The 13,210-nt window shown below is 31.9% G+C and carries 13 protein-coding genes; all 13 read right to left on the bottom strand.

The annotated features are described in order from the left end of the window. Positions 1-11: 11 nt before the first annotated feature. The gene (locus FF52_RS07685) at positions 12-953 is read right to left on the bottom strand and encodes a hypothetical protein (RefSeq protein WP_008464383.1); all 942 of its coding nucleotides are present in this window, start codon (positions 951-953) and stop codon (positions 12-14) included. A 10-nt stretch (positions 954-963) separates the two neighbouring features. Continuing rightward, a complete protein-coding gene (locus FF52_RS07680; RefSeq protein WP_008464382.1) occupies positions 964-2,067 on the bottom strand; it encodes a DegT/DnrJ/EryC1/StrS family aminotransferase in 1,104 nt (367 codons plus the stop codon). A gap of 13 nt (positions 2,068-2,080) precedes the next feature. Further along, positions 2,081-2,566 carry an acyltransferase gene (locus FF52_RS07675; protein WP_008464380.1) on the bottom strand — a complete coding sequence of 162 codons (486 nt, stop codon included), beginning with the start codon at positions 2,564-2,566 and terminating at the stop codon, positions 2,081-2,083. Continuing rightward, positions 2,559-2,975 carry a sugar 3,4-ketoisomerase gene (locus FF52_RS07670; protein WP_008464379.1) on the bottom strand — a complete coding sequence of 139 codons (417 nt, stop codon included), beginning with the start codon at positions 2,973-2,975 and terminating at the stop codon, positions 2,559-2,561. The genes FF52_RS07675 and FF52_RS07670 overlap by 8 nt, the downstream gene beginning before the upstream one ends. After that, positions 2,968-3,369: a sugar 3,4-ketoisomerase gene (locus FF52_RS07665; protein WP_008464377.1), complete on the bottom strand. Its 402-nt coding sequence runs from the start codon at positions 3,367-3,369 to the stop codon at positions 2,968-2,970. Before FF52_RS07665 ends, FF52_RS07670 begins: the two co-directional genes overlap by 8 nt. Before the next feature lies 1 nt (position 3,370). Further along, positions 3,371-4,444 (bottom strand): GDP-mannose 4,6-dehydratase, encoded by a 1,074-nt coding sequence (gene gmd, locus FF52_RS07660; RefSeq protein ID WP_008464375.1) that lies wholly within the window; start codon positions 4,442-4,444, stop codon positions 3,371-3,373. 23 nt (positions 4,445-4,467) lie between these two features. After that, entirely contained in the window at positions 4,468-5,418 is a 951-nt protein-coding gene (locus FF52_RS07655; protein WP_008464372.1) for a GDP-L-fucose synthase family protein, read from the bottom strand. A gap of 118 nt (positions 5,419-5,536) precedes the next feature. Continuing rightward, positions 5,537-5,962, bottom strand: coding sequence for an adenylyltransferase/cytidyltransferase family protein (locus FF52_RS07650; protein ID WP_008464371.1), 426 nt, complete (start codon positions 5,960-5,962; stop codon positions 5,537-5,539). Positions 5,963-5,985: 23 nt separating this feature from the next. Beyond that, positions 5,986-7,050 (bottom strand): Wzz/FepE/Etk N-terminal domain-containing protein, encoded by a 1,065-nt coding sequence (locus FF52_RS07645; protein ID WP_008464368.1) that lies wholly within the window; start codon positions 7,048-7,050, stop codon positions 5,986-5,988. A 9-nt stretch (positions 7,051-7,059) separates the two neighbouring features. Beyond that, positions 7,060-9,543, bottom strand: a complete 2,484-nt coding sequence (locus tag FF52_RS07640) for an SLBB domain-containing protein (protein ID WP_008464366.1) — start codon at positions 9,541-9,543, stop codon at positions 7,060-7,062. 47 nt (positions 9,544-9,590) lie between these two features. Next, positions 9,591-10,637 carry a dTDP-glucose 4,6-dehydratase gene (gene rfbB, locus FF52_RS07635; RefSeq protein WP_008464364.1) on the bottom strand — a complete coding sequence of 349 codons (1,047 nt, stop codon included), beginning with the start codon at positions 10,635-10,637 and terminating at the stop codon, positions 9,591-9,593. 16 nt (positions 10,638-10,653) lie between these two features. Further along, positions 10,654-11,661, bottom strand: coding sequence for a mannose-1-phosphate guanylyltransferase (locus FF52_RS07630; RefSeq protein ID WP_008464362.1), 1,008 nt, complete (start codon positions 11,659-11,661; stop codon positions 10,654-10,656). A 29-nt stretch (positions 11,662-11,690) separates the two neighbouring features. Next, positions 11,691-12,980: a nucleotide sugar dehydrogenase gene (locus FF52_RS07625; RefSeq protein ID WP_035691125.1), complete on the bottom strand. Its 1,290-nt coding sequence runs from the start codon at positions 12,978-12,980 to the stop codon at positions 11,691-11,693. Positions 12,981-13,210: the final 230 nt, after the last annotated feature.

Here is a 13,210-nt window from a genome sequence, read left to right as displayed (position 1 = left end):
TTAAATTCTATCTATAATCTATCAATAAAATTATACTTCTTCACTTCAGCTTCAGAAACTTTAAGACCAATGAACTCGGCATAATTAATTCTTTTATTTGCGTTCCAAAGATCCAATAATTCTTCTAGTGAGTAATGACCCAAAATATTGTTGTACCCTTCTGTTTGTGTCAAATTAGTATGTACACAAGGAGTAGCTACATTTTCAAGACAAATCCCTCCTCGCTTAGTAAAATATGGTAAAAACATTTGTAAATTATGTTCCAGAGAATTAGGAGCTTTAAAATTTGTAGCTTTTATCATAGCCATAATTTCTAATCTAGAAAACATATACCCAGATACACCAATTGGGTAAGTCCAATCAGAAAACTCACTAATCTCATTCCATTTAAATTGATATAAATTTTCTGTGATTTTATTAAAAGAAGGAACTTCAAGTTTTTTAGCTAGAACTGTACTATAATTAAGATCTTTACCTCTAGACAGACAAACAATATTATTTAAGGGATCTATGTCTTTTAACCAGCTGTAGTCTATTTTCTGAGAAAAAAGCATGTCATCAACATAAAAAATAAGGCGATCTTCAGAAGATTTTTCTAAAGCATCAATTAGATTAGCTCTGAAATTTGTTTCCTGAATAAATTTTACAGGAAAATTTTCGTAAATTTTTTGCAGATCAAGATAAGATTTTTTATGTGCCTCATTGCTTACATGATACAAAACTTTTATTTCAGAGTAATTTTCAACATTTTCAAAATAGCTGGCCAAGAAACCATCAAGTTGCATAGCTCTGTCTTTAGAAAAAATTATAGAAACTATCTTATCATTTTTAGGAGTGAAAACATATTTCATTTGATCATATAGATTCACTTTGGGATCTTCGCCTATAGGTTTTCTTTGAAACCCATTTTTATCTAAGAAATTTAAAATTCTATTCTTAATATATTTTTTCATGTATAATAATTTACTGAAAGTTATTAAGTACTTTTATAATATGCTCAACCTCTTCATCTTTCATTACAGGGCTTATAGGCAGGCTAAGAACCTCTTCGTGAATCTGTTCAGTAATTGGGAAACTCAAATGATTATATATAGTATAAGCATTTTGCTTATGTGGAGGAATAGGATAGTGTATCAAAGTCTGAATGCCATTATCAGCAAGATAATTCTGAATTTTTTCTCTATTACTTGTTCTTATAACAAATAAATGCCATACATGTTCTTCTTCATTTTCAGGCATTTCAGGAAGATGAATTTTAGAATTTTTTATAGACGTAATATATTTTTTTGCTATATTTTTTCTTATATCATTTTCTTGATCTATATACTTTAGTTTCACACCTAAAACTGCGGCATGTATCTCATCTAATCGTGAATTTAAACCTTGGTAAATATTGATGTATTTCTGATTAGATCCATAATTTGCCAATGCACGAATTGTTTTCGCTAAAGTTTCATCATTTGTCGTTACCGCTCCCGCATCTCCTAAAGCTCCTAAATTCTTGCCTGGATAAAAACTGAAACCTGCAGCATCGCCTAAACTCCCAGCTTCCTTGTCTTTCCATTTTGCACCTATTGATTGTGCATTATCTTCAATAATTTTAAGGTTATTTTTCCTAGCAAGATCACTCAATTGTTCAGAAAAAATCACTCTTCCATACAAATGAACTATAAGAATTCCTCTTGTCTTCTCATTTAATTTTTCTTCAATTTTTGAAATATCAATATTATAAGTATTAATATCCGGTTCAACGAAGACTGGCACTAAGCCATTATCTGAAATTGCTAAAACTGAAGCAATATATGTATTTGCAGGAACAATGATTTCATCGCCCCTTTTCATAATTCCTAATTCAATATATGCTCTTAAAATTAATCTCAAAGCATCAAGCCCATTGGCTACGCCTATAGCGTGATTTACACCAATATATTTTGCTAAGTTATCTTCAAAAGCTTTAACTTCATTTCCTAACAAATACCAACCTGAGCGAAATGTATGAAGTAATCTTTCTTCTATTTCTTTCTGATGAGTAAGATTTATTTTTTGTAAATCAAGAAATTTAATCATTATTATCTTTATTTTATAAATAGGTAATTATTCCTTTTTCGTCTATAGTTCCTTTTTGTTTCGCAGGATTTCCAAACCACACAGTAAATGGTGGTATATCTTTAGTAACAACACTTCCAGCTCCAATTAGTGCATATTCTCCTATTGTATTTCCTGCAATTATTGTTGCATTAGCCCCAATAGAAGCTCCTTTTTGTATTGTTGTTCTCTCAAAAACCTCAGGATATTGTTTAGAACGAGGTATTAAATCGTTTGTAAAAGTGACATTGGGTCCAATAAAAACATGATCTTCCAAAGTAACACCATCCCAAATCTGTACTCCTGGTTTTATGGTTACAAAATTTCCAATTTTTACATCATTTTCAATAAATACTTGGCAATTGATATTACAATGATTTCCAATAATAGCATCTTTAAGTACTACACAATATTGCCAAATCGTAGTGCTTTCTCCTATATTTTGAGATTGGACATCCGAAAGTGGATGGATTTTAGCCATTTTTTCTGTAGTTTAAAAAGTCATCATAATTTCTAATATAATCCTCTTCATTGTAAACATGTGAAGCCAAAACCAAACAGATTGCTCCTGAAGAAAAATTAATCTCAGAAGCCCAAATTCCAGGCGGTATATGCAAGCCTATGTTTGGTCTGTTTAAAAAGACCTGTCTTTTATATTTACCATCGTCCAGACTCACTTCAAAACTTCCACTTGCCGCCAATAAAAATTGATGACACTCTTTATGAGCATGAGCCCCCCTACTTTCACCTCCTGCAATATCGTATAAATAAAAGACTCTTTTGACATCAAAAGGAAAATTAGAGTTCTCAACTACTGTTAAATTTCCCTCTTCGAAATCGATTTTACCTAAATCAATGACCGAACATTCAAAGACTGATAAATTATCCATTCTTCATAGTTTTAAATTGTTCAAAATCTCTCACATAATCACTTTCATCATATAATTTATCAGAAACAATCAATGCTAATGAATTAGTGGAAAAATTCTCGATACTTCTCCAATACATCTTTGGAACATACAAGCCCTTATATGATCGGTTAAGAGAGAATCTTTCCTCTTTCTCTCCATCATTTAATACCACATCAAAACTTCCAGAAAGTGCTATAATAAACTCCTTCTGCTGTTTGAAAGCGTGACTACCTCGAACTTGCCCACCAGGTACATCATATATCCAATAAGTCCTTACTATCTCAAAAGGCAGTTGATTGGGGTACTCAAAAAAAGACAGATTCCCCCTTTTATCCAAAATTTTTGGAAGATTAATGATTATCGGCTTATCCATGTTAGAACAATTTTAGATCACTTTGAATCATTTCTTTTACAAGAGCTTTTAAATCATATTGTGGTTCCCACCCCAATTTTGTTTTAGATTTTGTAGGATCTCCAATTAAAAGATCCACCTCTGTTGGACGATAATATTCTGGGTCTACTGATACAACTTTTCTTCCAATCTCTAATTGATACTGAGGATCATCACAAGAAATTACTTTTCCTATTTCATTTTCATTTTCACCTTCAAATACTAATTCAATACCGACTTCTTTAAATGCCATACGTACAAAATCACGAACAGAAGTTGTTACTCCTGTAGCTATAACAAAATCTTCAGGTTTTTCCTGTTGAAGAATTCTCCACATTGCTTCTACGTAATCTTTTGCATGCCCCCAGTCCCTAAGAGCATTCAAATTCCCTAAATATAGACAATCTTGCTTTCCTTTTGCAATTGCCGCAGTGGCCATGGTGATTTTACGAGTAACGAAAGTTTCTCCTCGTCTAGGAGATTCGTGATTAAACAATATACCATTGCAAGCAAACATATTATAAGCTTCACGATAGTTTTTTGTAATCCAAAAACCATAAATCTTAGCTGCACCATAAGGTGAGCGTGGATAAAACGGAGAATTTTCATCATAAAACCCTCTTTCGTTTTTGTTTTCAGGGAGACCTCCATATAATTCGGATGTTGAGGCCTGATAAATTCTGGTTTTTTTCTCTAATCCCAAAATACGAACTGCTTCTAAAATTCTTAGTGTTCCAATACCATCAACATTAGCAACATATTCAGGTGAGTCAAAAGAAACTTTAACATGAGACATTGCTCCCAGATTATAGATTTCATCGGGCTGTACTTCTTGTATAATTCTAATAATGTTAGTAGAATCTGTCAAATCACCATAATGTAATTTAAAATTCACATTTGACTCGTGCTGATCTTGGTATAAATGATCAATACGTTGTGTATTAAATGATGATGCTCTACGTTTCACACCGTGCACCATATATCCTTTTTCCAACAAAAGCTCTGCTAAATATGATCCATCTTGACCCGTTATACCTGTAATTAAAGCTATTTTCATATTATATTATCAAATGATTTTTTTTAAATCGTTACTTTTTTAATATTGTCAATATTTTCCAAAAACCAATTATAAGTTTTTCTAATGCCTTCTTCAAACTTCACTTGATGTTGCCATCCCAATGCATGCATTTTAGAAACATCCATTAATTTACGAGGAGTCCCGTCAGGTTTTGTGGTATCCCAAATAATATCTCCATTATGGCCTACAATATTTTGGATAATTTCTGCTAAGTCCTTTATTGTTAAATCTACTCCAGTTCCCACATTATATAAACTGTCAGGTAATCTATTTTCTAAGGCAAAAACAACAGCTTCAGCCATATCATCCACAAATAAAAATTCGCGCATTGGCGTTCCTGTACCCCATAGTGTAACAGATTCATGGTTGTTTAATTTCGCTTCATGAAATTTTCGGATCATTGCCGGTAAAACATGCGAAGTATTCAAATCAAAATTATCATGCGTTCCATACAAATTTGTCGGCATTAGACTAACATAATCTTTTGAAAACTGTTTTTTAATAGCTTCACAAACTTTTATACCAGCAATTTTAGCTATTGCATACCATTCATTTGTGGGTTCAAGAGTATCTGTCAGTAAATATTCTTCTTTCAAAGGTTGCGGGGCTAACTTAGGATAAATACAGGAGCTTCCTAAAAAAATAAATTTTTCTACTCCAGATTTAAGAGCCGAATCCATAAGATTATTTTGAATCTGCAAATTCTCCATAATGAATTGATATGGATAGTTATTATTTGCTAATATTCCTCCTACTCTTGCAGCAGCATCGATTACAACGTCAGGCTTTTCAATATTCAAAAAAGTGGCAACATCTTGATAGTTTCTTAAATCTAATTCAGCACTAGATCTGCCGATAAGATTTTGATATCCTTTTGCCTCTAAAGATCGCCAAATAGCACTTCCTACCATCCCTTTGTGACCTGCAATATAAATTTTAATATTAGTATTCATATTATTTTTTTTTGGAATCCCATCCTAAATTTTATAGCTAAAAATCTCGCCAAAAGCTTAATTTTCTTTTAATTGCGAATTTCAAGTTCACAATATAGTTATGAAACTTACAATAATTCTATTTAATTTTTTCCATTTCTTTTTGATGTACTTCTTGCCTTAAACCTGAACTAGAAAATCTATGATCTCTCGTATTAAAATATAATTCAATGCCTTTAGCTTCACAATACATCCTACCAGTAAAATTTTGTTCTTTATATTCATCCCCAACAATCCTAACGTCTATTTTAAAAGATCGTAAGATATCTTCTAAATCCTGCTCCGTTGCATAGGGTACAATTTCGTCAACAAATTTGCATCCTTTTAGCTGTATGTATCTTTCTACTACAGTTTGCGCAGGTCTATTTTTCTCGGGACGGTCTAAAGTTGGATCCGTTTGTAAACCAACAATCAGATAATCACATTGCCGTTTAGCTTCTTCTAACATTTTTATATGTCCTGCGTGCAGTAAATCAAAAGCACTAAAAGTAATTCCAATTTTCATTATTCTAATAATTATATAATAGCTTATAACTCATTCAAGATTTTCTTTACAGTTAACCCAATTACGCATAGTAATCCAGCTAAAATACCTCCAAATAGAATTCCTTTTGCTTTTCCAAATCTATCTATAGGCAGTGGCAAAATTGGTCTGTCAATCACTTGAATTAGAGGAGTCTCCTTTCTAAGAGTTACTTTGGCTAATTCACTTTGTTTCACTAATTCTGTCAATATAGCAGTATTAGCTTGAACATCAACTTGTCTTCTAGCTGATGGCGCTCTGCGAACATTTAAGGCTGGGTTCAAATTAAATGTATTATCATTAGCAATAGCAACTCCTGTTATAGCGCCATTTAATTCTGAACGTATAGAATCTACTTGATGTTCTAAAATTTCCATATTCATCCGAGCCTTTTTACTCTTCGTATCTATATAAAATTTCCCAACCTGCTTTGCGAGAGCTTGACAGAAATAAAGTGAAAACAATTCATTATTAGAAGTTACATCAATTGAAATAATTGAGATTTTTTTATCTTTTTGTGCTACTAACAATGAACTTTTAGATAAATTTTGATAAATCACACCTAATATACTATCGTTTACTCTAGTAAATTTTTTTCTATCAGCATTCGGCAAAAAAACTATCTTCTTCAGTTTTGGATTATCACTCCAACTAGTCCTCCATTTATTATTCTGAATATACATTTCTGCTAGTGAAATGACTTTTCCATCAATGGTAACCGGGCTTAATAAAGTTTGTTCCACCATAGAACGAGATTTAAAAAGTTCAGTTAAATTTGACCCTGTAAATATGCTTCCTCCTCCTCCTCCTAAATCAATCCCAAATGAGCTAGCTAGTCCTAAAGCACCACCAAGCCCACTTCCTGTTTTTTCATCTTCCAATGCAAATGTTAATGTAGCTGTATATAATGGTTTTTTTAAAAGAGAATAAGTTAATCCAAGAACTGCACCCAATAAAACTGCTAAACCAATAATTTTCTTCTTATGCAATAAATAAGACTTCCATTCATTTACTTTTTGAATTAACTCCTTTAACGAAACTTCATCTTTCTGTGTCTGTAAATTATCCATGCGAAATAATTATTTAAAAGCAGTTACAATTAACAAAGCTAAACTAGCAAAAGCAGTTCCAAGACCAGCCCATTCGCCAGCACTCATCTTTTTTCTTTCAGGTTTTTCTGGAACTACAATTTGTGAATCTGGTTCTACTTTAGGATAAGATCTAAAAAATAAAAATGAAGTTGTTACAGCCGCTTTACCATTGGGATAAATGATGTAAGCTTTTCTTTTCCATCCTTTATTATCAACCCCACCAACAGAATTAATATAATATTTAAACCCTTTTCCGCTCCTGTATGGAATTTCAGAAGTCAGTAGAACATTTCCCGTCACTTTTACGCCTTCATTGTATACAGCAACTTCTATTTCATCTCCAGGAAATAAGGTTACATTAGAATAATGATTTTTATCTTTTACAATTTTCTCCCAATTAACTGGAATGGTTGTGTATTTTAACTCATCTCTAAGTTTTTTTGACAATTTAGATTTAAGTGTATCTTTTCCCGTTAAATTAGATTTAGACTCGTCTTCAGAAATATTTTTTTTATCTAAATTTAGATTAATACTTTCCAATTGCTCAATCTGCTCTTCCTTAATTGGTCGTTTGATTTTCATACCATCCAAATTAGCTATAGATGTTAATCCTCCAGCTCTCATTACAACATTATAAACTTTTTCCTTTTTGTTGGCCAAGACATATTTTCCCGGATACGTAACAGCTCCGCTTACTTTAACCATTTCGGGTTTTTCATAAACCGCCATTCTACGAATATTAATAACATCGAAAGGTTTTAAAACAAAATTTTTAATTTGTTCATTATTGTCTGCGGTAATTTCTAACTCGACTAATTCTATACGTTTAGGATCTGCATCATCAATTGCGTCAGATTTGATCATTCTCGCGATCTCAACTCTTTTTGAAGCAGAACCTGTTAATCCACCAACCTGAACAACTAAATCATTTAAAGTTAAATTTTCAAAATATTCATATTCGCCAGGATTTTTTACTTCGCCATCAATTGTAACCTTGTATTCTTCCCTAAAATCTAAAATAGAATAGACCGTAACTATATCTTCCCTTTTCAACTCAATATCTGCATTTAAATCTCCCGACAAGGCAGCACCTAAATCAACATTAACAATTTCTGTTGTTAAATCTGTTTTTAAACGAATAATTCGTGCTCTTTTACTATATGCGTCTTCTTTTAATCCCTCTGCTCTTGTGACAAGATCTGAAATTCTCATTCCCTCTGTAAAAGAATAATAATCTGGCCTAAAAACAGCACCTTCAATTTTAATTCGATTCTCAAAACGATTTAAAATCTTTGTAACTCTAAAAACGTCTCCTGATTGAGGCTGATAGGTGTTATATTCACTCTCGTTAATATCATGCACTTTAAATTCTTTTCCTGTTTTTTGCAAAACATTTACTGAAGCTGTATAAGCAAACTCATTAAATCCTGAAGCGAAATTCAATAAATCAGAAAACTTTTCTCCTTTTTTCATTTCAAAGATTCCGGGTCTCTTTACTTCTCCTTCAACAGTAACTCTTTGACTATAGGCAGGAATTCTAATTACATCATTTTCTTTTAAGGCAACATTATCAGATTGATCTCCTTTTACTAAAAAACTATAAATATCGATATTCTTGTAAACCTTATTATTTCTTATTAATTCAATATTTCTATAACTTCCATTTTTTCCAGGTCCACCAGCTAAATGTAATGCATTGTAAACAGTTGCCAAAGAAGAAATAGAATAGTTACCTGGTTGTTTACCCCCAACTATTGTTACTTTTATAGTACGTATTTTTCCTAAACTAATGCTAACTTGAGATTGGCCAGAACGAACTGTACTGTAAACTCTAGCAATTGCCGCTTTTATTTTTTGTGTAGCAGCCTCAATAGACATTCCAGAAACAGAGATTTGTCCTACATAGTCTATACTTATCTTTCCTTCTACGTTTACGGGTATATTAGCATTATATTCTTGAACCCCATAAACGCTTACTTGTAATTCATCTCCAGGACCAAGAATATAATTCATAGGAGTAGCCAAATTCAAATCTGGCTCAAAATTTAAAGTAGGATTATCAAATAGCTCTGATCCAAAAATTAATGCATTTAAAGAATCTTTTACTTTCTCATTTTTTATCTCACCTTGTTTCCTTCCAAACTCTGAAGTTTTCTCTCCAGTTTTTGATTTACTATCCTTGTTTTTATCTTTAGCACTATCCTTAGTATTCTTCTTTTCATACTCATTAAGTTTGACTCTAAGTTTATTAAATTCTGTTTGACTCATACCTTTTGATAGAGCCATAGATTCAACTTGATCAATAGTTGCATTGTTACTTTTTAACTGGGCACTAATTTTTGCTAAATCATCATCAGATAAATAATCTACTTTTACTGTACTTAGATCTTTAGATCTCATTATATCCTGTGCAGTTGCATTAAAAGTAATTAATGTAAAAAAAAGAGTAAGAACGTATATTATTTTTTTCATATTAAATGAGAAATTAATTTAAAATATATTTTATTCCGAATATATCTTTATGAATATTGTTTTTGATAATAATCTTTGTAAGCTCCTGAAGTAACATTTTGAAGCCATTCTTGGTTATTTAAATACCAATTTATAGTTTTTTCTAATCCTTCTTCAAAAGTAACAGAAGGTTTCCATCCTAACTCTTTATTAATTTTTGAAGCATCTATGGCATAACGTAAGTCATGACCTGGCCTATCTTTAACATATGTAATTAGTTTTTCAGAAGCACCTGCCTCTCTTCCCAATTTTCCATCCATTATTTTACATAACAACTTAACCAGATCTATATTTTTCCATTCATTAAATCCACCGATATTATAGGTTTCATGATTCTTTCCTTCATGAAAAACCAAATCTATTGCAATTGCATGATCTTCTACAAATAACCAATCTCTGGTATAATTTCCATCGCCATAAACTGGTAGAGATTTATTAGTAATAATGTTATTGATAAAAAGTGGAATTAATTTTTCTGGAAAGTGATATGCTCCATAATTGTTTGAACAGTTAGTTAAGACATATGGCAAACCGTAAGTTTCTCCATAAGCTCTGACAAAATGATCCGAACTCGCTTTCGAAGCTGAGTATGGGGAGTTTGGATCATATGGCGTTTCTTCAGTAAATAACCCTGTGGCGCCTAGTGAACCATATACTTCATCTGTACTGATATGATAGAACCTCTTTCCTTCAAAGTTATCCTTCCATTGATTCTTAGCCGCATTTAACAAATTCATAGTGCCAATAACATTTGTCTTAACAAAAGCAAGAGGATCTTCAATTGAACGATCAACGTGCGATTCTGCTGCTAAATGTAAAATGCCATCGAAGTTATGAAGACTAAAAAGTTCATTTACAAAATTTTCGTCAACAATATCACCTTTTACAAATGTATAATTTGAATTATTTTCAATATCTTTTATATTCTCAAGATTTCCTGCATATGTCAATGCATCTAAGTTGAAAATTTGGTAATCCAAATATTTATTTACAAAACGTCTTACAACATGTGAGCCTATAAAACCAGCACCACCAGTTATTAGAATTTTTTTCATTCTGAAATGCTTTTTATTAATTTAATAAATCTGAATTTTGTTTTTCCAATTCGTTATATATATCTTTTACATCTTGCGAATTTTCTTTTTGCAAAATTAGATTTGCGGTTTCAGTGTAAACAAAAATAGTGTTTTTCAAACCTAAAAAAGTTGTATGTTTATTGCATCCAATAACCATATTCCCCTCTGAATCTGTCGAGTGTCCTTTTGAAAATAAATAATCATATACTGATTCAAATGAACCTAAATCTGACCATGAAAAAGAAGCAGGAACAACTTTAATTTTTTTGCTACGTTCCATTACTGCATAATCAATACTGATAGAAGGAATTTCCATAGACAGATTTAAATCTAAAAATCCTTCTTTACTTGCTTCCCACACTGCTTTTGATTTTTCATAAACATCAGGTTGAAATTTCTTTAACTCTTCCAAAAGAACACTTGCCTTAAAACAAAACATTCCACTGTTCCATAAGAAATTTCCTTTTGCAATAAACTCTTTAGCCGTAGTTTCGTTTGGTTTTTCACGGAAGGAAATTACATTGTCTCCTTCTGCTTCTATATAACCATAACCTGTTTCTGGTTTAGTTGGAATAACACCAAAAGTTACTATAAACCCATCATTAGCTTTTGCAACAGCTTCATTTATGGCTTGGTTATAATTCTCCATTTGATCTATAATATGGTCTGAAGGAGTAATTATTAAAATGTCATCAGGTTCAGATGCAAATGCGGCGAAAGCAATTGCAGCAGCAGTATTTCTCGGTGTTGCCTCAATAATATTTATATAAGAAGTACTCGTTTTTTCCATTACTTTCCCACTTAATTGATGATTATCAACATTACCCACAACCATTACTTTATTTGCTAAGTGGCTATTTCGTTCAACAGTCATCTCAAATAAAGATTTCCCTTCAAATATTTCAAGATATTGTTTTGGTCTACTTTTACGAGACAGTGGCCACAAGCGACTTCCAACTCCTCCAGTAAGGATAACATGTGTAATAGTTTTATCTGAATTCATATATTATAAATAAAAAAAGAAGCTAAAATCTACAGCCTATTATCAGCTAAAGATCCTAAAACTCCTTTTACGTCATAAATTAAACTTTTTTCTTTCTGCAAATTTGAAAATTCTAATTTTAAAAACTCCGCATGCGAAACTCCTAGAACTATTGCATCAAATTTATTATTGGGAACAGAGTTTAATGTTACTAAATTATATTCTTTTTTTACATCATGCACATCTGCTAGCGGATCAAATATCGTTACAACAATTCCATAATCTTTTAATGCTTTAACAACATCGACAATTTTAGTGTTTCGAACATCTGGGCAATTCTCTTTGAAAGTAATTCCGAGCATTAGTAACTCGGCACCATTAACAGAAATACCTTTTTTGATCATTAACTTCACTATTTGCGAAGCGACATATTCTCCCATGCTGTCATTCAAACGTCTACCAGCTAAAATTATTTCAGGATGATAGCCAAATTCTTGGGCCCTTTGTGCTAAATAATATGGATCAACCCCGATACAATGACCACCGACAAGACCTGGTTTAAATGGCAAAAAATTCCATTTTGTTGCCGCCGCTGTCAAAACTTCTTGCGTATCAATATTCATTAGATTGAAAATCTTCGCCAATTCATTAACAAAAGCGATATTAATATCTCTTTGAGAATTTTCAATAACCTTAGCCGCTTCTGCAACTTTTATAGTTGGTGCTAAATGTGTTCCAGCAATAATTACGGACTTATATAAAGCATCTACTTTTAATCCTATTTCTGGGGTTGAACCAGAGGTAACTTTTAGGATTTTTTCAACTGTATGCTCTTTATCCCCTGGATTTATTCTTTCTGGCGAATATCCTGCAAAAAAATCTTCATTAAATTTTAATCCCGAAACCTGCTCTAGCACTGGCACGCATTGCTCCTCTGTCGCACCAGGATATACGGTTGATTCATAAATAACGATATCTCCTTTTTTTAGAACTTTACCAACAGTTCCGCTAGATTTATAAAGAGGAGTTAAATCCGGCCTATTATTTTTATCAACTGGAGTAGGTACAGTAACTATATAATAATTGCAATTCTGAATATCATCTATCGAAGTCGTACAATATAGACCTGCTTCTTCATCAGGATTCGTAATCAATACTTTTTGTAAAACATCATCTTCAACCTCTAAAGTTGTATCGGTTCCCGATTTCAAAGAACTGACTCTAGACTCATTTATATCAAAACCAATTACTGAATATTTTGTTGCAAATAATCGAGCCAAAGGCAATCCTACATAACCTAAACCAATAACTGCAATTTTAATATTTTTATCTAATTCCATTTTCTTAATTTCTTTAGGCTTATAAAAACTCACGGCTTCGCCATTCCAAGTCACAATATTTGACTCAGATGCCTAAATTAATCATTTTCGCGCAAATATAGTATAATAAGTCTAGTTATTCAATACGGTTTCCCGTAATACTCACCAACAAATTGTTAAATAAAATGCTCTTAACCACAATCTATTATTAATCAGGCTGTAAATAATTCCTTCATAAAAAAAACAGAAGA

This window comes from Flavobacterium sp. F52 (assembly GCF_000278705.1).
GTDB classification, from domain to species: Bacteria; Bacteroidota; Bacteroidia; order Flavobacteriales; family Flavobacteriaceae; genus Flavobacterium; species Flavobacterium anhuiense.
Note: the sequence above shows the minus strand (reverse complement) of the source record. Positions and strands in the feature narration are given on the sequence as shown.

Excerpts from the sequence above, each read along its gene's own strand:
- rfbB (WP_008464364.1), bottom strand. The coding sequence starts at position 10,637 with ATGAAAAAAATTCTAATAACTGGTGGTGCTGGTTTTATAGGCTCACAT.
- gmd (WP_008464375.1), bottom strand. The coding sequence starts at position 4,444 with ATGAAAATAGCTTTAATTACAGGTATAACGGGTCAAGATGGATCATAT.
- FF52_RS07675 (WP_008464380.1), bottom strand. The coding sequence starts at position 2,566 with ATGGCTAAAATCCATCCACTTTCGGATGTCCAATCTCAAAATATAGGA.
- FF52_RS07655 (WP_008464372.1), bottom strand. The coding sequence starts at position 5,418 with ATGAATACTAATATTAAAATTTATATTGCAGGTCACAAAGGGATGGTA.
- FF52_RS07645 (WP_008464368.1), bottom strand. The coding sequence starts at position 7,050 with ATGGATAATTTACAGACACAGAAAGATGAAGTTTCGTTAAAGGAGTTA.
- FF52_RS07680 (WP_008464382.1), bottom strand. The coding sequence starts at position 2,067 with ATGATTAAATTTCTTGATTTACAAAAAATAAATCTTACTCATCAGAAA.
- FF52_RS07650 (WP_008464371.1), bottom strand. The coding sequence starts at position 5,962 with ATGAAAATTGGAATTACTTTTAGTGCTTTTGATTTACTGCACGCAGGA.
- FF52_RS07630 (WP_008464362.1), bottom strand. The coding sequence starts at position 11,661 with ATGAATTCAGATAAAACTATTACACATGTTATCCTTACTGGAGGAGTT.
- FF52_RS07665 (WP_008464377.1), bottom strand. The coding sequence starts at position 3,369 with ATGGATAAGCCGATAATCATTAATCTTCCAAAAATTTTGGATAAAAGG.
- FF52_RS07685 (WP_008464383.1), bottom strand. The coding sequence starts at position 953 with ATGAAAAAATATATTAAGAATAGAATTTTAAATTTCTTAGATAAAAAT.
- FF52_RS07640 (WP_008464366.1), bottom strand. The coding sequence starts at position 9,543 with ATGAAAAAAATAATATACGTTCTTACTCTTTTTTTTACATTAATTACT.
- FF52_RS07625 (WP_035691125.1), bottom strand. The coding sequence starts at position 12,980 with ATGGAATTAGATAAAAATATTAAAATTGCAGTTATTGGTTTAGGTTAT.
- FF52_RS07670 (WP_008464379.1), bottom strand. The coding sequence starts at position 2,975 with ATGGATAATTTATCAGTCTTTGAATGTTCGGTCATTGATTTAGGTAAA.